Here is a 20,142-nt window from a genome sequence, read left to right as displayed (position 1 = left end):
CTGCATCTCAGGTCACCTCCAAACAGGTCTTGAGCCGGATCAATCCGTCGCGGATCCGCGACTTGATGGTCGGTACCGCGACGCCGAGTTTCTCGGCCACCTCGCGGTAGGTGAGGCCGCCGTAGTACGCCAGCTTCACGGATTCCTGCTGGGTCTCGGTCAGCGTGTCGAGGCACCTCACCACGCCCTCCGCCTCCAGGCGCTGCGTCACGGTGTCGACGACGTCGTCGTGATCGATGGTCTGCGTGGCGGCCCCGTACCGGGCCTCCCGGTCCGTGGCGCTCTGCTCCGACCGCACCTTGTCCACCGCGCGGCGATGGGCGAGGGTCATGAGCCAGGCCATCGGGCTCCCCAGGGCCGGATCGAAGCGGTCAGCGGTGTTCCAGACCTGGAGGTAGACCTCCTGGGTGGCGTCCTCGCTCAGGTCCGGGTCGATGAGCACGCGCCGGGCCAGGCCGTAGACGCGCTTCGACGTCTGCTCGTAGAAGAGCGCGAAGGCCGTGCGGTCCTGCCCTGCGACCCGCAGCAGCAGATCGGTCAGGGTCGGGCCGCCGCCGGGACTTCCGGCCGCCTCGTCCGCGGCGGGAGCGACGGGGCGTACCCGGCTTACTCGTGGCGTTTCCATAGGGCTCCAGCATAGAGCGCCGTTCGGCCCCGGCCGAACACCGTGGAGGTCGCCGTGGCGCGGCCGGGGAGCACGTTCCTGCTGGCTCAGCACCATCCCACCCCCCCGCCTACTCCTGGCTTTCCGCTGTCACCTGTCATTCGGTGCTGCAGTGCCGGCGGATGGTTCGGCGCGGCGTCTACTCCGCGGGCGGCCGGGAGCCGACGGCGATGAGCGAGTCGGCATTGAGCACGAGGGAGCCGCCGAGGCGCTCGGCGAAGTCCTCCCGTACGCGCTGCAGCGCCACGGGTTCGTCCGGCAGCAGTCCGCGGTACCCGCTGCCGAGCGCGAGTGACCAGGCGTGGTCGGCGTCGAGCGGGACGGTCAGGCCGAACCTCTCCACGGAGACCTCCGTGAGGCCCCGTGCGCCCAGCCAGTCGGCCAGTCGGTCGACGGAGGCGAGCTTCCTGCAGTTCTCCACGAAGACCGGGGCGCTCGGGTGCCCCGCGGTCTCGATGCCCGCGCTCCCGGCCGCCCGGAGGGTCTCGAGGAGGAGGTCGCCGAACGGTTCGAGGGCGCCGTCGTCCCATGCGCTCAGGGCGATCCGGCCGCCGGGTCGCAGCAGGCGGACGATCCGGTCCATACCCGCATCCATGTCGTCGAGGAGGAACACGCCGTAGCAGCTGACGACGGCGTCGTACGGAACCTCGGCGACCCAGGCCTCGGGGTCCCCGCGGTGGAAGGCCACGTTGCCGAGCCCGAGCGCCTCCGCCTTGGCCTCGGCGAGGTCCAGCATGGCCGAGGAGCGGTCGACGGCGTCGACGTGCCCGTCCGGTCCGGTGAGCTGCGCCGCGGGGATGGTCCCCGTGCCGGTTCCGGCGAACACGTCGAGGACGCGCTCGCCCACCAGGACGTCGGCCGCGGCGACGACGGCGTTGCTGACCGGGTTCCAGACGGCCGGGGCGAGGCGGTCGTAGTCCTCCGCACCACCGTCGGGCAGGGTTGCGGCATGGCGAGCGGGCATCAGGACTCCTGGGCGGTGGTCATCGCGCGCCCGCGAAGCCCTGCTGGCGCCAGGCTTCGTAGAGGACGATCGATGCGGTGTTGGCGAGGTTGAGCGAACGGCGGGAGGGCAGCATGGGGACCCTGACGCGTGAGGTGACACGGGAATCGTGCTTCACCTCGTGCGGGAGGCCGTCCGACTCCCTGCCGAACAGGAGGATGTCCGAGGCCTCGTAGGCGATATCCGTGTAGGAGACGTCCCCGTCGGAGGTGTAGGCGAACACGCGGCGGGGCCGCAGGGCCGTCCACGCGTCCTCGAGGCTCGCGTGGACGTGGAGCACCGTGAGGTCGTGGTAATCGAGTCCGGCCCGCTTCAGCTTCGAATCCTCGAGGGAGAACCCGAGCGGTTCCACGAGGTGGAGCTCGGCGCCGGCCACGGCGGCGAGGCGGATCGCGGCGCCGGTGTTGCCCGGTATCTCGGGGGTGTGGAAGAGGATGCGGAACACCGGTTCATCCTAGCTCCCGGCCGCGGCCAGCAGGCGCGCGAGCACCGGCAGCTGCACCACGTTCGGCGTGGGCCCCGAGGAGAGGAACGACCGGAGGGTCCGGACGGCCGTCCCCGCGTTCACGACCTGCACGACGGCCGACGATGCCCGGTCGAACCCGGGAGGGACGTCGATGACGGGCGCGAAGGGATTGTCGGGTGCGCCGTGGACCACGATCCACCCGGCCACGTTGCAGTCCGGGAACAGCTCCTGCACGACCCGCACCGTGCGGGGCACCCGGAACTCGACGGGCCGGCCCTGGTGGCGCAGCGCGCGGCCGTCCCAGGAGAAATTGCCCGGGGAGGCCGTGAAGGAGTCGATAACGGCCATCCGGTAGCCGGCGACCAGGACGGAACCCGCGGCGGTCCTCTCCCGATCGGCGAACTCGACGCCGTTGACGAGGCGCGCCGCCGGGTAGGTGGGCAGCAGTGCGCGCTCGAGGAGTGCCGATGTCCGCAGTTCGCCGTCGATCCGGGCACGCACGCCCGTGGACAGCCGCGCGAACATGCCGGGCTGCCGGGCGGTGCCGTGCAGCTGCCGGCCTGCGTCGATCAGGGGGACGGCCGGCGGGGAGGACGGGGAGAATGGGGGGAGGTACTCCGGCGGGGACTTCGCCGCGTCCTCGTCCTCGACCCGCGTGGGCGCGGCGGGCGGCGCGTTCCCGCTGCGGCGCGCCTCCGCCGTGCGACTACCGGTGGCCGGGCGGGACCGTCCGGTGTCGGCGTCGTACCGTTCGCGGCGCCGGGGGTCGCTCAGCGTCTCGTAGGCGACGGCGACGTCGTGGAACCGGGCAGCCGTACCGCCGAGGTCGGGGTGCGCCGCGCGGGCCGCCCGACGGTAGGCGTCCTTGATGTCCTTCGTGTCGGCTCCCGGGGGCACGCCGAGGATGTCGTAGTACGACTTCCGTGGTGCCTCGGGCATCGATCGGGCCTTTCGTGGGAGTTCTCCGCGTCCGGACGGGGCGGGACCGCGCCGCCGGGGACCATCGGGTACCCCTGAGACTAGAGGCACCGGTGGTACCGGACAAAAGCGGCCGGCCACCCGGGTACGGGCGGCACGGGCCGGTCCGGGACCCGGCGAGGAGTCCCGAAGGGTCCCGCCGTGGTGCACCCGGGTACGGCGACGGGCACAGGTACAACGGAGGACACAGCCGGGAAGTTCGCGCCGCACGGTCGCCGACGCCGGCGGGGAGTCCTGCCGTCGCCCGGTGCCGGTCCGGTCCTGCAGCGCGGACGGCAGGGGCCGCGGTCCCGTTGCGGGACGTGAGGGAGGCGGGTCCGGCGTCCACCTCCGGGCCGTTCAGGACGCGCGCCGGTACCGCGTGTAGAGGGCCGAGTCCTCCGTCAGGAGCGAGGCGAGCGTCAGGGCCCGGGGGCCCGTGGGGCTGTCACCGACCGCGATGCGGGGGCCGTCGCCGCCGGCGAGCAGCGGACTGATCGAGAGGCACAGCTCGTCGACGGCGTCCGAGCGGATGAAGTCGCCCAGCACCGCCGGGCCACCCTCGCACAGGACCTTCAGCAGCCCGCGCCCCTCCAGTTCTCCGAGGACGGCGGATACCTCCACGGTGTCCCGGCCGCACTCGACGACGTCGGCCACCTCCGCGAGCTCCGTGCGCCGGTCCGCCGGCGCGGCCGCGCTGGTGAGGACGAGCGGCCGGACCGGGGCGCTGCGGAAGAACCCGCCGGACGGGTCGAGGTTCAGGCTGCCGGAGATGACCGCGATCGCCGGGTGCGGTGCGAGGCCGTGCGCCGCGCGCCAGGACCGGTCGTCGTCGTCGACCAGGGCGCCCGCGTAGCCTTCGGCGCGCACGGTCCCCGCCCCCACCAGCACCACGTCGGCAAGGCGCCGGAGCACCGCGAAGATGCGCTTGTCGCCGTCGTTCCCCAGCTCCGCGGAGAACCCGCCGCTGGTCGCGGCGCCGTCGGCCGCAGCGACGAAGTTGAACCGGACGAAGGGCCGGTCCGTGACGGGGTACGCATAGATGCCGTGCAGCGCGCCGTCATCGATGGCCTCCGGGGACGCGGGGACGAGTGAGGTGATCACGGCGCCACCGGCTCGTTGACGTCGCCCATGTTGTGGCGGAGGTAGACGGGTTCCCGCCACCCGAGGACCGCCTCGGTGAGGTCGATGGCCGCACGCGATGCGGCGACGTTGTGCATGCGGACCACGCGCGCGCCGCCGAGGATGCAGATGACGGCGGCGGCGAGCGAGCCCTCCACGCGGTCCCGCTTGGGGCGGTCGAGGGTCTCGCCGATGAAGTCCTTGTTGGACACCGCGGCCAGGGTGGGGAAGCCCAGCCCGGCGATCTCGGAGAACCGCCGCGTGATCTCGAGCGAGTGCAGCGTGTTCTTGTTGAGGTCGTGGCCGGGGTCCAGGAGGATGCGGTTCTCGGGGATGCCGAGGCGGACGGCATCGTCGACCTTGCGGAGCAGGAAGTCCGCGATCTCGCGGACGACGTCGTCGTACGTGGGCCTCGGGAACACGGTGCGGGGCTCGGCGAGGCTGTGCGTGATGACGAGGTGCGCCCCCGCGTCGGCCACCACGGCGGCCATGTCGGGATCCCGGAGGCCCGTGGTGTCGTTGACCACGTTGGCGCCGGCGGCGAGGGCCTGCTGGGCCACCTCCGGCCGGAAGGTGTCGGCGGAGATGACGACGTCGGACGCCGCGCGTACCGCGCTGATGACGGGCAGGATGCGGTCCGCCTCCTCCGACGCGGGGATCGGTTCGCCCGGCGAGAAGGGTGCGCCGCCGATGTCCACCCAGTCGGCGCCGTCCGCGACGGCCTTCAGGGAGGCGTCGACGGCGGACTGGAGGGCGAAGGTCGCGCCGCCGTCGTAGAAGGAGTCCGGTGTCCGGTTGACGACCGCCATGAGCGCCACCTGCCGGTCGAAGTCGAGGGTGCGCGCGCCGAACGTGTGCCTCGGGTGCCGGAGGCCCGGCAGGTAGGTGCCGGGAGAGGAAGGAGCCGCTGCATGACTGTCCACCCTGTCTTTGTACCACTGCGGGCCGGGCGCCGCCGTGCGGGGGCGCACCGCGGGAATCGTCCCCGGCGGCGTGGCGCCCGTAGAATCGGAGCATGCCCGTGTACGTCGATCACGCGGCGACCACGCCGATCTCGGCGCCTGCGCTCGCCGCGCTCACCCGCGAACTCAGCCGGAGCGGGAATCCGTCCTCCCTCCACGGCTCCGGTCGCCGTGCCCGGCGATCGGTCGAGGAGGCCCGGGAGACGGTCGCCGCGGCCGCCGGGGCGCACGCCTCGGAGGTGATCTTCACCTCGGGCGGCACCGAGGCGGACAACCTCGCCATCAAGGGCCTGTACTGGGCGCGCCGTGACGCGGATCCGGCGCGGACCCGGATCATCAGCAGTTCCGTGGAACACCACGCCGTGCAGGACACCGTCGAGTGGCTGGAGCGGCACGAGGGCGCCGAGGTCCTCTGGCTGCCCGTGGACGGGGCCGGCGTCGTGTCCCTCGACGCGCTGCGGGCCGCGCTCGCCGAGGCGCCCGGCCGGACCGCGCTCGTGACGGTCATGTGGGCGAACAACGAGGTGGGGACCGTGCAGCCCGTGCGTGCCGTGGTCGACGAGGCCGCGCGCTACGGCGTCCCCGTCCACAGCGACGCCGTGCAGGCGTTCGGTGCCCTTCCCGTGTCGTTCGCCGCGTCCGGGCTCGCCACCATGGCCGTCAGTGCGCACAAGATCGGCGGTCCCGTGGGCGTCGGCGCCCTCCTCGTGGGCCGTTCCGTCACCCTCACCCCCGTCCAGCACGGCGGCGGGCAGGAACGCGACATCAGGTCGGGCACGCTCGACGGCGCGGGCATCGCGGCGTTCGCCGCAGCGGCCGACGACGCCGTCGCGCACCTCGGTGCCGAATCCGCCCGCCTGGCAGGGCTCCGGGACCGGCTCATCGCGGGTATCCTCCGGGAGGTGCCGGACGCGGTGCTGCGCGGGGTCCCGCACCCCGCCCCGGAGGGGACACGGCTCCCCGGCAACGCCCACTTCACCTTCCCGGGCTGCGAGGGCGATTCCCTGCTGTTCCTCCTCGACCTCGCGGGGATCGAGTCCTCGACCGGCTCCGCATGCACCGCGGGCGTACCGCGGCCGTCGCACGTCCTGCTCGCCATGGGGCTGACGGAGGACGAGGCCCGCGGCGCCCAGCGGTTCAGCCTGGGGCATACTTCCACGCCCGACGACGTTGACGCCGTGGTGGGCGCCATCGGGGAGGCCTACGCCCGCGCCCGCAAGGCGGGCATGGCCGGGCACGCATCGACCATCCAGACGGCAGGAACAGGTTTTTCATGAGGGTACTGGCAGCAATGAGCGGCGGCGTCGACTCCGCGGTGGCGGCGGCACGCGCCGTGGAGGCGGGCCACGACGTCGTCGGCGTCCACCTGGCCCTCTCCCGCATGCCCGGGACGCTCCGGACGGGCAGCCGCGGTTGCTGCACCATCGAGGACTCGCGGGACGCCTGGCGTGCCTGCGACATCCTCGGCATCCCCTACTACGTGTGGGACTTCTCCGAGCGGTTCAAGGAGGACGTCGTCGACGACTTCATCGCCGAGTACGCGGCGGGGCGCACGCCGAACCCCTGCATGCGCTGCAACGAGCGCATCAAGTTCGCGGCCCTGCTCGAGAAGGCGCTCGCCCTGGGATTCGACGCCGTCTGCACCGGCCACTACGCGAAGGTGGTCGAGGACGGCGACGGCAACCCGGAGCTGCACCGCGCGGCCGACTGGGCGAAGGACCAGTCCTACGTGCTCGGCGTGCTGACCCACGAGCAGCTCCGGCACTCCCTGTTCCCGCTGGCCGAGACGCCGTCGAAGGCCGAGGTCCGTGCAGAGGCCGAGCGGCGGGGGCTCTCGGTCGCGAACAAGCCCGACAGCCACGACATCTGCTTCATCCCCGACGGCGACACGCGCGGCTGGCTCGAGGAGCGCATCGACATGACCGAGGGCGACATCCTCGACGTCGACGGCGCGAGGATCGGCAGCCACCCCGGCGCGAACGCCTTCACGGTCGGCCAGCGGCGCGGGCTGAAGCTCGGCACCCCCGCGGCGGACGGGAAGCCCCGCTTCGTCCTCGAGATCCGTCCGAAGCAGAACGAGGTGGTCGTGGGGCCGGAGCACCTGCTCGCGATCGACGAGATGCGCGGCATCAAGGTGTCCTGGGCGGGTCTGCCCATCGACGAGGTGCACCGGGGGGACGAGTTCGACTGCATGGCGCAGGTGCGGGCGCACGGCGACCCCGTGCCGGCCCGTGCGTCCGTCGAGTCGACCGACGGCGTCCAGCACCTCGTGGTGCGCCTCGTGGAGCCGATGCGCGGCGTGGCACCCGGCCAGACCGTGGTCCTCTACCAGGGCACCCGCGTGCTCGGGCAGGCGACCATCGATTCCGCCAGGTCCGCCCTGCGTCCCGAGCCGGTCGCGGCAGGCTAGTCGCAGTTCACGGAGCGCCCCCGGCTTCTGCTTGACTGGAACCATGACGCATCCACGCAGCGGCTTCGACCCGGCAGCCAGTTCACTCGCGGGAGACGTGGCCCCCGAGGTGATGGCGGAGCTGCTCTCGGTGAGGAGCTCGATCGACAACATCGACGCGACGCTCGTCTACCTGCTGGCCGAACGCTTCAAGGCGACGCAGCGGGTGGGCCACCTCAAGGCCGAACACGACCTCCCCGCCGGCGACCCGCAGCGCGAGGCGGCGCAGATCGCCCGGCTCCGCATGCTGGCCGAGGAGGCACAGCTGGATCCCGCGTTCGCGGAGAAGTTCCTGAACTTCATCATCTCCGAGGTGATCCGCCACCACCAGGCGATCTCCGAGAACCGCAGGCCCCCCGCGGAGGGTGCGGCACCGTCCGCTCCTCCGACGCCGACCCACGGTACGCATGCCTGAGCCCACCCGATCGGTGGGGGCGACGGCCGCCGGCGACTGGCCGGGCACCGATCCCCTCGAGGCCAACCGTGCGGTGCGCGGCGAGCTCGGCGGCGCGAACCTGCCGTTCCTGCCGTCGCTGCCTGCACGCGGACCGGGCAGCGACGCGATCGGGCGGACGCTCGGCGTCCTCGTCGAGTTGCCCTTCGACCTGCAGCCGCACGGCTGGCGCCTCGTCCAGCGGCCCGGCCGGGACCAGCGGCGTGCGGACTCGGCCCTGTCCTCCGACATCAACGCGCTGGGCGACGTCGCCGGCGCCGAGGAACGTCCGGCGCCGCGCCTGGGACTGCGCCTGCGCGGTCCGCTGTCCCTCGCGGCCGGCGTCCACCTGCACAACGGCGAACGCGTCCTGGTGGACCACGGCGCCCGGCGGGAGCTCTACGCGTCGCTCGCCACGGGAGCGGCGGACCTGGTCCGCCGCGTGTCCGCCGTAGCCCGGGGAGCGGAGGTGCTGCTGCAGTTCGACGAACCCGATGCCGAGCAGATCCTCACGGGACGCGTGCCGACCGCGAGCGGCTACCGCACGCTGCGGGCGATCGACCGGCGGGAGGCCACCGAGGCCTGGGACCTCGTGACCTCGTCGGTGGTCGCCGCCGGGGCTGCCGGTACCGTCCTGGCCCCAGGCGGCGGGGACGTCGCGCTCGAGGCCGCCCGCTCCGGTGCCGCATCGGCCGTGTCCCTGGACCTGCCCGGGATCACCGACCGCCACTGGGAAGCACTCGCGGAGGACATCGAGGCGGGGCGCGAACTGCAGGTCGCGATCCTCGATCCCGGCCGGCCGGTCCCGCAGGTGAGGGTCCTCGCAGAGTCGGTGCTCGCCGCCTGGCGGCGCGTCGGCCTGCCCCTGTCGGCGCTCGGGTCGCTGACGGTCACGACGCAGCCCGGCCTCGCATCCCGGTCCCCGGGCGACGCCACCCAAGCCCTGACGCGCATGGCGCAGGTCGCCGACGCGCTGGACCAGGTCCGCGCCGAAAGCTGATCGGGCGCGTCGGCGCCGGTGCGACGTGGCCGGGCCCGGCCCGGCCGTGCACGGTCCGGCCCCGGCACGCCCGTCAGACGCGGTGCTCCCACCGGCGCGGACGCACCTCGGCGGGCAGGACGCCGTCGAACTCCTCGAGCGCGTAGTCGAAGGTGCCGGCATAGACCAGCAGGGTCCCGAGCTGGCGGTGGACGACCCGGGTCTTGATCCGGAACGCGCCGGCGTCGTCGTCCCACCACTGCTCCACGTAGGCGAGCGCGCCGACCGCGTCGGGGAGGGGCACGCGGAGGCCCGCGAACACCCGCGTCCCGGACGACACCATACGGATGCGCCCCTCGGCCGTGGCGGTGCAGGTCAGGAGCGTGGCCATGCGGCGGTGCCGGCCCACGTAGTCGGTGAGGACGCCGTCCTGCAGGGAGGTCGTGTCCTCGAAGACGCGCTGCGCGGTCCCGAAGTCCAGTTCACGGCGCGCGGTGAGCGCCGGCCGACCGAACGGGTCGGTGTGGGGGAAGTTCCTGATCGTGAAGGGGACGTCGTCCTCGTACTCCGGGAAGAAGGCGTTCTCGAGGGCCGTGAGGCGGAACGCCGGCCGGGCGAACCAGGCGGGGCAGCCGGCGACGTCGAACACCCCGCGTCCGCGGCCGGAGAGGCCGCTGCCGGCGTGCAGTCCGAAGTACTCGCGCAGCTCCGGCTGCAGGCGGCCGAAGTCGCCGCCCATCGCCTGCTGGTAGATCGAGGTCATGCCGCCCGCTTCCGTCGTCCGGACCACCAGTCAACCACGCCGGCGGATCGCCCGGGAGAGCCCGGCCGGTGGCGGGGCGCCGCCCTCAGAGGCGCCCGGCCGCCTTGAGCCTGATGTACGCGTCCGCGAGCAGCGGCGGGAGGTCGGCGGGCACCGCGTCCACGACCTCGGCGCCGACGAGGCGGAGCTGGTCCGCCACCGCCGCGCGGTCCAGCAGGGCGCGTTCGGCTGCCGCAGCGCGGAACGTCGCCGCCGCCGTCGACCGGTCCGACGCCATCTCCTCCAGCCGCGGGTCACGGACCGAGGCGATCACGACGACGTGACGCCCGGTGAGGGCCGGCAGCGCCGGCAGCAGGCCCTCCTCGACGGCGCCCGCATCGAGGGAGGTCAGGAGGACGACGAGGCTGCGGTGGGGCGACGCCGCGCGCACCTGCGCCGGGACGCGGGACCAGTCGGCCTCGATGAGTTCGGCCTCCAGCGGCGCCATCGCCGTCACGAGCGAGCCGAGCAGGTTGCCCTTCGCGGTCGAGTCCACGCGGGCCCGCAGGCGGCGGTCGAACGCCAGGAAGTGCACCTTGTCGCCGCCGCGCTCTGCGAGGACGGACAGCAGCAGCGCTGCTTCGATCCCGGTGTCGAGGCGTGGTTCGTCGAGCACCCGCGCGGCCGACGTACGCGAGGTGTCGAGCACGACGACGACGCGGCGGTCCCGCTCCGGACGCCAGGTCCGCACCACGGTATCGCGCCGTCGGGCCGTCGCACGCCAGTCGATGGAGCGGACGTCGTCGCCCCGGACGTAGTCCCGCAGGGAATCGAACTCCGTGCCCGCTCCCCGGATCTGCACGGCGGACCGGCCGTCCAGCTCGCGCAGGCGGCGGAGCTTGGAGGGCAGGTGGCGCTTCGAGGTGAAGGCCGGCAGGACCCGGAGCACGCCCGGCGCCGGGACGGTGAGCTGGCGGGCGGCGACCCCCAGCGGACCGGCGCTGCGGACGGTCACGGTCTCCACGCGGAGGACGCCGCGGCGTGTCGGGCGCAGGAGGACCGCCATGCGGCGCACCTCTCCGGGCGGCACCAGGAGCACCTGCTCGGGATCGCCGGCGCCCGCCGAGGGCTGCCAGGCCTCGCGCACGGTGGCCCGCAGCGGCCGGCGCGTGTCGTTGCGCACCAGCAGGGAGCTCCGGCACTCCTCGCCGAGCCGGACGCCGTCGGGGAGCTCGCGGACGATCCCCACCCGGCGGGGGGACGCCGCGAGGGAGACGTCGAGGCCGGCCAGGGCGGCGAGGAGCGCCGCCCACAGCAGGATCGACGTCGCGCCCGGGTACAGGATGACCGGCACGACGCCGAGCAGCGCCAGCAGGACGAGGCGGCCGGTGACTACCACTGGAGCTCCTCTCGGGTTCGGCCGCGGCGGCGACCGGTGCGGGTGGGTGCGCGCTACCGCGGGACGGGGACGGTGGCGAGGATGCCGCCGAGCACGTCGTCGACGCCGACGCCGTCCATCTGCGCCTCGGGTCTCAGCGCCACACGGTGCCTGAGCGCCGGGAGCGTGAGGGCCTTGACGTCGTCGGGGGTGACGAAGGACCGGCCCGAGAGCCAGGCCCAGGCGCGTGACGTGTTCAGCAGGGCCGTGGCACCGCGGGGCGACACCCCGAGCTGGAACGACGGCGAGGACCGCGTGGCCCGGGCGATGTCCACGATGTAGGCGAGGACCTCCGGAGCGATCGCGACGCGCGCCACTGCTGCGCGGGCGCGGTCGATGTCCTCGGCGCCGGCGACGGCCCGGACGCCGGCCGCCCCAAGGTCGCGCGGGTCGAAGCCGACGCTGTGGCGGCGGATGACCTCGATCTCGTCGTCGCGTCCCGGCAGGGGCAGCGTGAGCTTGAGCAGGAAGCGGTCGAGCTGCGCTTCGGGCAGGGGGTACGTGCCCTCGTACTCCACCGGGTTCTGCGTAGCGGCGACGATGAAGGGGGCGGGCAGGCGGCGGGAGACGCCGTCGACCGAGACCTGGCGTTCCTCCATCGCCTCGAGCAGTGACGCCTGCGTCTTCGGCGGCGTGCGGTTGATCTCGTCGGCGAGGAGGATGTTCGTGAAGACGGGGCCCTCGCGGAAGGTGAACTCACCGGTCTTCGACTCGTAGATCAGCGAGCCGGTGATGTCGCCGGGCATGAGGTCCGGCGTGAACTGCACGCGCTTCGTGTCGAGGTCCAGCGCGGTGGCCAGGGTGCGGACGAGGAGGGTCTTGGCGACGCCGGGCACGCCCTCCAGCAGCACATGCCCGTCGGCCAGCAGCCCGATGAGGAGCCCGGTGACGGCTGCGTCCTGGCCCACGATCGACTTCCCGACCTCCGCGCGTACCCGCAGGAGCGCAGCCCGCGCCGTCTCGCCGTCGTGGTCCGCCCGGCCGGATGTCCGGCCGGATACCTGGCCGGGCGCCTCGTCCCGCTCCACGACGCGGATCGCCTGGGAGGCGCCGGGGGTGATGGCGGGCGCCTGCGCGGACCCGTCCTGCCGGCCGACGGAATCGTTCATGGTCGAATCTCCTTCTCGAGGTCGAGGATCTCCTGTGCCCAGAGCACAAGCTCGCGTTCGGTGGTCGGGGTGTGGCCGAGGAGCCGCCGCTCGAGGTCGATGCGGGGCCGTCCGCTGTGGCGGGCCGCGGCGTCGATGATCTCGCCCGGCAGGGCGGAGCGGTCCACCCGGAGCCGGCGGGCCATCCGGGTGAGCGCCGCCGCCCGGAGGGTCGCCGCGGCATGCGCCACCGACCGGGAGTCCTGGTAGAGCCGGGCGCGCCCCTCCGCCGTCTCGGCCGCGCGGACGACGACGGGTAACGGCTCCACCGCCAGCGGCCCGAGGCGTCGGCCCTTCCAGGCCATCGCAAGGACTCCGCACACGAGCAGCCACACCAGCAGCGGATCCAGCCACGGGGGCAGGAGGGTCCGCGGGTCGATGCCCTCGCCGCTCGAGGCGACGTCCGCACCGGTGGGCTCGTACCAGACGAGCGTCGGGTCGGTCCCGAGCGCCCGCAGGGCGAGGGCCGCGTTGCCCTCGTCGACGATCGACTCGTTGGACAGGATCGACGGCGCCCCGAGGACGGCGACCGATCCGTCCGAGCTCGTCGTGTACAGGCCGCCCGGGACGCCGTCGATCGTGGTGGGGAAGCACTCGACAGGGCCCGTGTAGGCCGTCCCCGTCGCGGAGAGCGTGCCCGCCACCGTGGCCGCGTCGTCGGCGCACGCCGCGGGCAGTGCCGGCGGGTCGCCGAAGTCGAGGGGTGCGGGGCCGAGCAGTGTGAACTCCTCGTCCAGGGCCGTCAGCTGTCGGGCGCCCGGTCCGGCGAGGACCGTGCGCTCCGACGCCTCCGCCAGCCCGGCGACCTGGGTGGCGCTCAGGTACTGCCGCGCGTCGTTGAGGAACAGCGTGGCCGGCGCCTCGTCCAGTTCGTCGAGCGCCTCGCCGAACGAGTCGACGCGTACGACGTCGACGCCCCGGGCTGCGAGGACCTCCGCCACCGCCCGCGCACCCTGGGGCGCGGGATTGCCGGGGGAGAGCGGTCCGTCGTCCTCCTCCGGGCCGGGCAGGAGGTTGAGCAGGACGATCACCGCGAGGACGATCGCCCCCGCCAGCAGGGGCAGGGACCGCCGGAGGCGCCGCCGGGCGGTCCCCAGCGCGCTCCCGCCGTCGCCCATGACCTCGACCCGTGGCGCACCCGACCCCCCGCCCGGCGCGGGGACGGACCCCGCGGGAACGGGCCCTGCGGCGGGCCGGGCTGCCGCCGGCCGCGCGTCGCTCATCGTGGTGCCGCCGGGGTCGTGGTGCTCCCGGCTCCGGGCCGTTCGGCGAGGAACCGCGCGTCGACGTCGGCGGCACGCCGGTAGTCGTCCGCCGTGGCCGTGCCGCTGCCGTAGTGGGTCTCGTTGAACAGGTCGGCGAGCCAGGTGATGTCCGGCGCCAGGGACGGGGACGCGGACCCCAGCTGCCCCGCCGCCTCCGAGGCCGTCCTGCCGGGCTGCTCGTCGACGACGACACGCTCCTCCGCCGACCGGATGACGGCGCGCAGCAGTTCGGCCACGGCACCGTTCCAGTCGCGGCCGGACGCGAGCGCCGCGGACCGGCGGCGGTGGTGCTCGGCCGCGCGCCGCGCGCCGTCCTCGAAGACCGCGGCCTCCTGCTTCTGCCCGCGCGCATTGAGGCGCGGCCTGACGAGCACGACCGCGACGACGACGAGCAGCACCGCGCCGAGGGCGATCACCAGCGTCCCGGGCCCGGGGCCCAGGCCGCCCACCCCGTCGAGGAGCCTGCCGATGCTGCGCAGGACGTCGGCGAGGAGGCGTTCGAAGATGTTGGGCTGGGCCTCGACGTAGGCGGGTCTCGCCAGCTCGTCCTGCAGCAGCCGACGGGCCTCGTCCGCATCCGGTGCGACCAGCGCGTGCGGGGCGGCCCTCACGAGCGGCGCCGTCCGGCCGGCGGGGGAGCGGGAGGGACTCGCGTCACGCAGGTGCTCCCGGCTGGTGCCCGAACGAGGTGCCGCCGGGCACGATGTCGCTCGGCCCGGATCCCGCCCGTTCGTGCTCACGCATGAGGACGACGTCGAAGCCTTCGCGGCGGATGCGCAGGTCGACGTACAGCAGGGAGGTCACGCCCGCCTGGAAGGCGTAGCCGATGGCCGAGAAGAGGGCCGTGATGGCCTGCGTGGCGAGGAGCACGGGCAGCGAATCCAGGACGTCGGGTGTCGCGGAGGTCGTGGAACCGAAGCCGACGATCAGCGAGACGGCGAAGGTGAGGGGTGCGGAGATGACGGACGCGATGATCGACACGATGATGCTCGTCAGCAGGACGATGCCGAACGTCCGCCACCAGTTGCCGCGGGTGAGTGCCCACGACCGCTTGATCGACGTCCACGGTCCGGTCCCCTCGAGCATGAGGGTCGCGGGCGCGACCACGACCTTGATGCTCACCCACACCAGCAGGGCCACGGCGCCGAGCACGAGCGGCACGATGACGAGGGCCGAGTACTCCTCCAGTCCCAGGACCGCCAGCGCCGAGATCCCCACCACGAGGACGAGGCCCACGAGGCCGGCGGCGAAGGAGAGGAGGCCGAACCCGAGGAGCGGGAGGATGCGGCGGCGGGCGAGCCGCCATGCCTGGCCGAAGGACGTCCGCTGGTTGATGACGGCGCGGGCGATCGGGACGACGAGGATGCCCTGCAGGACGAGCAGCGCCGCGGCGGACACCACGCCCGACACGGTGGCGACGACGCCGAAGCCGGCGGCCGCCGCGATGATGCTGTCGGGCGTCGGGTTCTCGGCCTCGAGCGCCTCGAAGGACGAGAGGACGTTCCCCAGCAGGAGCACGGTCACCAGCGCGACGACGGCCTGCAGGAGGATCGCGATGCCGAAGGTGGCCAGCGGGTTCTTCCGGCACGCCTGGAAGGCCCCGTCGAGGATCTCGCCGAGTCCCAGCGGCCGGAGCGGGATGACGCCCGGCTTGGGCGGCGCCTGGTACAGGGGGCCCGGAGGGAGGGGACGGCCGCCGTAGGGTCCTGTCGTCGGGCCCGGCCCTCGAGGAGGGTAGCCCTGGCCCCAGCCGCCGGGCTGCGCGCCCGGGCCCTGCGGCGGGTAGGGGTTGCCCCAGCCGCCGGGCTGCACGCCCGGGTTCTGCGGCGGGTAGGGGCCCCAGCCGCCGGGCCGGGTCGAAGGGTCCTGCGGCGGGGCAGGGGACGGCCAGGACTGCGCGGGCCGGCCCTGGGTGTCCTGAGCTTCGGTGCCGGGCGACTGCCACTCCGCCGGGACGGCGGCGCGGCGGGCCGATGCATCGTCGCCACCGTGCCCACCCGGCACGCCTCCCTGTGCGCCTCCCGGTGTCCCGTCGTCCGGCTGACCCTTCACCTGATCACTCATGGCGTCCCCTTGGTCGATGCTCCGGGGAGGTCCGTCCGCGGCTCCCCACCTGCATCATAGGCCGGGCACCCGTGCCCGCCCTTTTGCCGGCCGGTCCCGTCGCGGTCCGCGCCCGCGCCCGCGCCGGTCCAGGGCGGGCCCGGGGCCGCTCCCGTACCGCTCCTGCACCCTCCCGACGCAGCACACGGTGGGGCTGATGGGACTTTGCACGTCCGATGGGACAGTATGGGGGTATGAAGGCTCGCATACTGGTCATCGACGACGACGAGGCCCTGTCCGAGATGATCGGCATCGTCCTCCGCAACGACGGATTCGACCCCGTCTTCTGCGCCGACGGCGCAGCCGCGCTCGGCGTGTTCCGCTCGACCCAGCCGGACCTCGTGCTGCTGGACCTGATGCTGCCCGGCATGGACGGCATCGAGGTGTGCCGTCAGATCCGCAGCGAATCGGACCTCCCCATCGTGATGCTGACCGCGAAGTCGGACACGTCCGACGTCGTCCGGGGCCTGGAGTCCGGTGCCGACGACTACGTCCCCAAGCCCTTCAAGCCGGCCGAACTCGTGGCCCGCGTGCGCGCCCGGCTGCGTCCGGCCGAGTCGAAGGCCCCGGAGACGCTCCGGATCGGTGACGTGGGCATCGACGTCGCCGGTCACGAGGTCACCCGTGGGGGCGAGCGGGTCTCGCTCACCCCCCTCGAGTTCGACCTCCTGGTGGCCCTGGCGCGCAAGCCGTGGCAGGTGTTCACCCGCGAACTGCTCCTCGAACAGGTCTGGGGCTACCGGCACGCCGCCGACACCCGGCTCGTCAATGTCCACGTGCAGCGGCTGCGCTCGAAGATCGAGCGTGATCCCGAGGCACCCGAGATCGTCCTGACGGTGCGTGGTGTCGGCTACAAGGCCGGGCAGGGCTGACGCCGCGGGCGCGGGCTTCCGTGCCCCCGATCCCGGCAGTCCACCGCTGGACGGCTCGTCCCCGGTACCCGACGGCGTCGCGTCGCCACCCGCCGGCCGCCGGCTGCAGGACGGGGCCGATCGCGTCCGTGCCTCGCTCCGTGCCGTCGCGCGCAGCTGGCGTCGATCGCTGCAGTTCCGCACCGTCGTCGCGACGATGCTCCTCACCTCCGTGTCCTTCGTGGCCGTCGGCGGCTTCCTCTCCAACCAGATCGCGAGCGCGCTCTACGACGAGCGCTTCGACCAGTTCAGCGCGGAGGCCCGTTCCGCCCTCATCTCCACCAAGGCCGTCTTCCGGGACTCCTCGGCGACGGACCGGGACACGACGAGCCGGCTGGTACTGGACTCCGTCAACGCCATCGTCGGGAGCAGGACCAACGCGCCACGCCAGGCCATGCTGGTACCGATCACCGGCAACGAAGGGCTGTTCATCCCGACGACGGTGACCCAGGACGGGGCGACGGCGGGCATGCTCCCGGACGACCTCCAGCAGGCGGTGATTGGGGGCCAGGACGTCTACTGGGCGCCGATCACCATCCCCGTGACGCAGGACGGCGACCCGGACGCGCCGGGCATCGCATTCGGCACGCAGGTCCAGCTGCCACCCGAACGCAGCCCCTACGCCCTGTACGTGTACTACGACCTCTCCTCCATGCAGGCCACCCTCGACTACATCCACGGCGTCCTGTGGCTGGCGGGTGTCGTCCTCCTGCTCGTCATCGGCGGCGTCACCTGGTACGTGACGCGCAGCGTGGTGCTGCCGGTCGGCCATGCGGCGTCCGTCTCGGAGAAGCTCGCCGCCGGGCAGCTCCAGGAACGCATGGAGGTCACCGGCGAGGACGAGGTGGCCCGGCTCGGAGCCTCCTTCAACCGCATGGCGGGCAACCTGCAGGACCAGATCACCCAGCTGGCGCAGCTGTCCCAGATGCAGCAGCGCTTCGTCTCCGACGTGTCCCACGAGCTCAGGACGCCCCTGACCACGGTGCGGATGGCGGCGGAGGTCCTGCACGATGCGCGCGACGAGTTCAATCCCGTGAACAAGCGGTCCGCGGAGATCCTCTTCGACCAGGTGGAGCGGTTCCAGGCCCTGCTCGCGGACCTGCTGGAGATCTCGCGGTTCGACGCCGGGGCCGCGGAGCTGGAAGCGGAATCGGTCGACATCGCGCAGCTCGTCCAGCACGCGATCGACGGGGCGCGTCCCCTCGCCGAGAGGCTCGGCACCGACCTGTCCATCGTGTCCGCCGGATCCCGGTGCATCGCCGACGCCGATGCCCGCCGCATCGACCGGATCCTGCGCAACCTGATCGTCAACGCGCTCGAGCACGGCGAGGGGCGGCCCGTGGAGGTCCACATCGCCTGCAACCCCGAGGCCGTCGCGGTCGCCGTGCGCGACCACGGGATCGGGATGACACCGCTCGAGGCCTCCCGCGTCTTCGACCGGTTCTGGCGGGCCGACCCCGCGCGTGCCCGGACCACGGGAGGCAGCGGTCTGGGGCTGTCGATCGCGACCGAGGACGCGCGGCTGCACGGCGCGTGGCTCGAGGCATGGGGACTGCCGGGCGAGGGCGCGTGCTTCCGGCTGACCCTGCCGCGGCACCAGGGCGCCGAGCTGGCGTCGTCCCCCCTGGCCCTGCCGCCCGCGGCGTCGGAGGGCCGGGCGGAGGCCGCAGCACGGGAGTACCGGCACGGAGCACCGGACGGCACCGGGACCGAAGCGAGGGAGAGCAATGCGACGCAGTAGGACCAGGCTCGGCGACCGGATCACCGGTCGATCACGTCCCCCCGCCTCCGCCCCCGGCAGGACGCCCGGGGCGCTCGTCGCCGCCCTGCTGGTGGTGTGCCTCCTGGTGCTCACGGCCTGTTCGGCGATCCCCACGAGGGGTCCCGTCGGAGTGATCCCCGCGGCGGACGCGGAGGTCGACGCCGTCGCGCCCGCCTTCGACCCGGAGGGCCCCGCCCCCGGTGCCACGCCCGAGAGGATCCTGCGTGACTTCATCACCGCCGGGACGGGGGCCGGTGACGGGTACAGCGTGGCCCGCCAGTTCCTCACCACCGAACTGGCGAAGACCTGGAAACCCGAGGAGAGGATCGTCCTGTTCCGGTCCGATCCGCGCGTCGAGAAGCGCGAGACCGAGGGGGTCTACCAGATCCAGCTGGAGACGACGGGGACCGTCGACTCGCGGGGCCTGCGCACGAACACCCTGCTCCCGGCCCCGGAGACGCTCGGCGTCCGGATGGTGCAGGTGGGCGGGGAGTGGCGGATCGACGAGATCCCGGACGGCATCATGCTCGCCCAGAGCAGCGCCCGTGACCTGCTGATCTCGCACAACCTCTACTTCTACAGCAGCAACTACCGCTACTGGGTCCCCGATGCCCGCTGGTTCGTGCGGCGGACCGGCGTGACGGCCAGGATCGTCGGCGCCATGCTCGCCGGCCCGGCCCCCTACCTGCAGGGCTCCGTGACCAGCGCCTTCCCCGAAGGGGTGACGCTGGCCCGGGACTCGGTGCCCATCACGTCCGGCACGGCGTCCGTCGAGTTCTCGTCCGAGGTCCTCGAGGACGCCACCAACCTCGGCCTGCAGCAGATGAACCAGCAACTCAACGCGAACCTGGTCGGCCTGAACGACGTCACCTCGGTGGAGATGACCAGCGGCCAGCCCATCGAACTCGGTGATCCCGCCCCGGACCTCGTCGTCCCCGAGCTGACACCCGACGTCGGCGGAGAGCAGGTCGCTGTCGCGGACGGGGAACTGGTCCGCGTGCGCAACGGCGCCGTCGTCCCGATCGACGGCATGCCCACCGTGGCCGGGCTGAAGCCGCGCACCCCCGCGGCCTCGGTGTCGGGGAGCGCCTACGCCTTCGTGGACGAGGACGGGACCGCACTGTTCGTGACGGCGCCGGGCAGCGAGGCCCGCGAGGTCGTGACGGGGACCGGGCTCACCCGGCCCTCCTTCGACCCGGAGAACTGGGTATGGACCAGCAGGGCCTCGGGAGGACGCAGTTCGATCCTGGCCGTCCCGCCCGGCGGGACGGAGGAGAACGCGGCAGTCCTGGCCGCGGCCTGGCTCGGCGACCGCAGGGTGGAGGAGCTGCGGATCTCGCGGGACGGCTCCCGGGCACTGATCGTCGCGGACCGCGGCGGGACGAGCGAGCTGCTTCTCGCCGGGATCACCCGATCGGCCGACGGGACGCCGCAGACGCTCACCACACCGCTCGCCCTGCCCGTGGCGGGGACCGTCGACACCGCAGCCTGGGCGGGGCAGAGCACCATCGTCGTGTCCTCGCTCGGAGCCGACGAGGAGGCGGCCCCGGTCATCCTGCAGCTGGACGGCGAACAGGAGACCATGGCGGCCCTGGCCGGAGTGCTCGGCATCAGCGCCGGAGCCGACGCGGAGGACACGCTCTACGCGCAGGCCGGCGGCACACTCTACCGCCGCATCGGCAGCAGCTGGGTGGACGAGCAGCTGGATGTCCGCGACCCGGCGTTCCCGGGCTAGGCC

At 73.3% G+C, this 20,142-nt stretch carries 19 protein-coding genes; 7 read left to right on the top strand and 12 right to left on the bottom strand.

Annotated features, from left to right (window positions below; genetic code table 11):
- Window positions 1-7: 7 nt before the first annotated feature.
- From sigK to folP, 6 genes are all read right to left on the bottom strand, one after another.
- Window positions 8-625 (bottom strand): ECF RNA polymerase sigma factor SigK, encoded by a 618-nt coding sequence (sigK, locus tag CXQ97_RS01745; protein WP_104179111.1) that lies wholly within the window; start codon window positions 623-625, stop codon window positions 8-10.
- Between the two features lie 178 nt (window positions 626-803).
- The gene (locus CXQ97_RS01740; protein WP_104179110.1) at window positions 804-1,628 is read right to left on the bottom strand and encodes a class I SAM-dependent methyltransferase; all 825 of its coding nucleotides are present in this window, start codon (window positions 1,626-1,628) and stop codon (window positions 804-806) included.
- Between the two features lie 19 nt (window positions 1,629-1,647).
- Window positions 1,648-2,112, bottom strand: coding sequence for a tRNA (cytidine(34)-2'-O)-methyltransferase (locus CXQ97_RS01735; RefSeq protein WP_104179109.1), 465 nt, complete (start codon window positions 2,110-2,112; stop codon window positions 1,648-1,650).
- Window positions 2,113-2,121: 9 nt separating this feature from the next.
- A complete protein-coding gene (locus CXQ97_RS01730) occupies window positions 2,122-3,072 on the bottom strand; it encodes a J domain-containing protein (protein WP_104179108.1) in 951 nt (316 codons plus the stop codon).
- 378 nt (window positions 3,073-3,450) lie between these two features.
- On the bottom strand, window positions 3,451-4,194 hold the full coding sequence (locus CXQ97_RS01725; RefSeq protein ID WP_181034941.1) for a pyrimidine reductase family protein: 744 nt from the start codon (window positions 4,192-4,194) through the stop codon (window positions 3,451-3,453).
- Window positions 4,191-5,135 (bottom strand): dihydropteroate synthase, encoded by a 945-nt coding sequence (folP, locus tag CXQ97_RS01720; RefSeq protein WP_258062125.1) that lies wholly within the window; start codon window positions 5,133-5,135, stop codon window positions 4,191-4,193. The genes CXQ97_RS01725 and folP overlap by 4 nt, the downstream gene beginning before the upstream one ends.
- A gap of 92 nt (window positions 5,136-5,227) precedes the next feature.
- Here folP and CXQ97_RS01715 point away from each other — a divergent pair, with 92 nt between their 5' ends.
- From CXQ97_RS01715 to CXQ97_RS01700, 4 genes are read left to right on the top strand one after another with little or no spacing between them, the layout of a single operon-like run.
- Window positions 5,228-6,451: a cysteine desulfurase family protein gene (locus CXQ97_RS01715; RefSeq protein ID WP_104179107.1), complete on the top strand. Its 1,224-nt coding sequence runs from the start codon at window positions 5,228-5,230 to the stop codon at window positions 6,449-6,451.
- Window positions 6,448-7,584: a tRNA 2-thiouridine(34) synthase MnmA gene (gene mnmA / locus CXQ97_RS01710; protein ID WP_104179106.1), complete on the top strand. Its 1,137-nt coding sequence runs from the start codon at window positions 6,448-6,450 to the stop codon at window positions 7,582-7,584. The genes CXQ97_RS01715 and mnmA overlap by 4 nt, the downstream gene beginning before the upstream one ends.
- A gap of 43 nt (window positions 7,585-7,627) precedes the next feature.
- Window positions 7,628-8,038 carry a chorismate mutase gene (locus CXQ97_RS01705; protein WP_104179105.1) on the top strand — a complete coding sequence of 137 codons (411 nt, stop codon included), beginning with the start codon at window positions 7,628-7,630 and terminating at the stop codon, window positions 8,036-8,038.
- Window positions 8,031-9,056, top strand: a complete 1,026-nt coding sequence (locus CXQ97_RS01700) for a hypothetical protein (protein ID WP_104179104.1) — start codon at window positions 8,031-8,033, stop codon at window positions 9,054-9,056. Before CXQ97_RS01705 ends, CXQ97_RS01700 begins: the two co-directional genes overlap by 8 nt.
- Window positions 9,057-9,129: 73 nt before the next feature.
- Here CXQ97_RS01700 and CXQ97_RS01695 read toward each other — a convergent pair whose 3' ends face one another.
- The 6 genes from CXQ97_RS01695 to CXQ97_RS01670 form a co-directional block, all read right to left on the bottom strand.
- Window positions 9,130-9,798, bottom strand: coding sequence for a DUF4166 domain-containing protein (locus CXQ97_RS01695; RefSeq protein WP_104179103.1), 669 nt, complete (start codon window positions 9,796-9,798; stop codon window positions 9,130-9,132).
- Window positions 9,799-9,883: 85 nt separating this feature from the next.
- Entirely contained in the window at window positions 9,884-11,176 is a 1,293-nt protein-coding gene (locus CXQ97_RS01690) for a DUF58 domain-containing protein (RefSeq protein ID WP_104179102.1), read from the bottom strand.
- 53 nt (window positions 11,177-11,229) lie between these two features.
- Window positions 11,230-12,324, bottom strand: coding sequence for a MoxR family ATPase (locus CXQ97_RS01685; protein ID WP_104179101.1), 1,095 nt, complete (start codon window positions 12,322-12,324; stop codon window positions 11,230-11,232).
- Complete coding sequence (locus tag CXQ97_RS01680; protein ID WP_146069554.1) at window positions 12,321-13,586, bottom strand: DUF4350 domain-containing protein; 1,266 nt, start codon at window positions 13,584-13,586, stop codon at window positions 12,321-12,323. The genes CXQ97_RS01685 and CXQ97_RS01680 overlap by 4 nt, the downstream gene beginning before the upstream one ends.
- Entirely contained in the window at window positions 13,583-14,239 is a 657-nt protein-coding gene (locus tag CXQ97_RS01675; RefSeq protein WP_181034940.1) for a DUF4129 domain-containing protein, read from the bottom strand. Before CXQ97_RS01675 ends, CXQ97_RS01680 begins: the two co-directional genes overlap by 4 nt.
- A gap of 43 nt (window positions 14,240-14,282) precedes the next feature.
- Window positions 14,283-15,692 carry a hypothetical protein gene (locus CXQ97_RS01670; protein ID WP_146069553.1) on the bottom strand — a complete coding sequence of 470 codons (1,410 nt, stop codon included), beginning with the start codon at window positions 15,690-15,692 and terminating at the stop codon, window positions 14,283-14,285.
- 233 nt (window positions 15,693-15,925) lie between these two features.
- Here CXQ97_RS01670 and mtrA point away from each other — a divergent pair, with 233 nt between their 5' ends.
- The 3 genes from mtrA to CXQ97_RS01655 are packed head-to-tail and all read left to right on the top strand — an operon-like array spanning window position 15,926 to window position 20,139.
- Window positions 15,926-16,603 carry an MtrAB system response regulator MtrA gene (gene mtrA, locus CXQ97_RS01665; protein ID WP_104179097.1) on the top strand — a complete coding sequence of 226 codons (678 nt, stop codon included), beginning with the start codon at window positions 15,926-15,928 and terminating at the stop codon, window positions 16,601-16,603.
- Window positions 16,575-18,383, top strand: coding sequence for an MtrAB system histidine kinase MtrB (mtrB, locus tag CXQ97_RS01660; protein WP_258062124.1), 1,809 nt, complete (start codon window positions 16,575-16,577; stop codon window positions 18,381-18,383). Before mtrA ends, mtrB begins: the two co-directional genes overlap by 29 nt.
- Entirely contained in the window at window positions 18,370-20,139 is a 1,770-nt protein-coding gene (locus CXQ97_RS01655) for an LpqB family beta-propeller domain-containing protein (protein WP_104179096.1), read from the top strand. The genes mtrB and CXQ97_RS01655 overlap by 14 nt, the downstream gene beginning before the upstream one ends.
- Window positions 20,140-20,142: the final 3 nt, after the last annotated feature.

The organism is Arthrobacter sp. B0490 (assembly GCF_002929355.1).
Lineage (GTDB): Bacteria > Actinomycetota > Actinomycetes > Actinomycetales > Micrococcaceae > Arthrobacter_D.
This window is presented reverse-complemented; position numbering and strand designations above follow the sequence as displayed.

Coding starts and splice junctions, on each gene's coding strand:
- sigK (WP_104179111.1), bottom strand. CDS start 625: ATGGAAACGCCACGAGTAAGCCGGGTACGCCCCGTCGCTCCCGCCGCG.
- CXQ97_RS01740 (WP_104179110.1), bottom strand. CDS start 1,628: ATGCCCGCTCGCCATGCCGCAACCCTGCCCGACGGTGGTGCGGAGGAC.
- CXQ97_RS01730 (WP_104179108.1), bottom strand. CDS start 3,072: ATGCCCGAGGCACCACGGAAGTCGTACTACGACATCCTCGGCGTGCCC.
- CXQ97_RS01715 (WP_104179107.1), top strand. CDS start 5,228: ATGCCCGTGTACGTCGATCACGCGGCGACCACGCCGATCTCGGCGCCT.
- mnmA (WP_104179106.1), top strand. CDS start 6,448: ATGAGGGTACTGGCAGCAATGAGCGGCGGCGTCGACTCCGCGGTGGCG.
- CXQ97_RS01705 (WP_104179105.1), top strand. CDS start 7,628: ATGACGCATCCACGCAGCGGCTTCGACCCGGCAGCCAGTTCACTCGCG.
- CXQ97_RS01700 (WP_104179104.1), top strand. CDS start 8,031: ATGCCTGAGCCCACCCGATCGGTGGGGGCGACGGCCGCCGGCGACTGG.
- CXQ97_RS01695 (WP_104179103.1), bottom strand. CDS start 9,798: ATGACCTCGATCTACCAGCAGGCGATGGGCGGCGACTTCGGCCGCCTG.
- CXQ97_RS01685 (WP_104179101.1), bottom strand. CDS start 12,324: ATGAACGATTCCGTCGGCCGGCAGGACGGGTCCGCGCAGGCGCCCGCC.
- CXQ97_RS01680 (WP_146069554.1), bottom strand. CDS start 13,586: ATGAGCGACGCGCGGCCGGCGGCAGCCCGGCCCGCCGCAGGGCCCGTT.
- CXQ97_RS01670 (WP_146069553.1), bottom strand. CDS start 15,692: ATGAGTGATCAGGTGAAGGGTCAGCCGGACGACGGGACACCGGGAGGC.
- mtrA (WP_104179097.1), top strand. CDS start 15,926: ATGAAGGCTCGCATACTGGTCATCGACGACGACGAGGCCCTGTCCGAG.
- CXQ97_RS01655 (WP_104179096.1), top strand. CDS start 18,370: ATGCGACGCAGTAGGACCAGGCTCGGCGACCGGATCACCGGTCGATCA.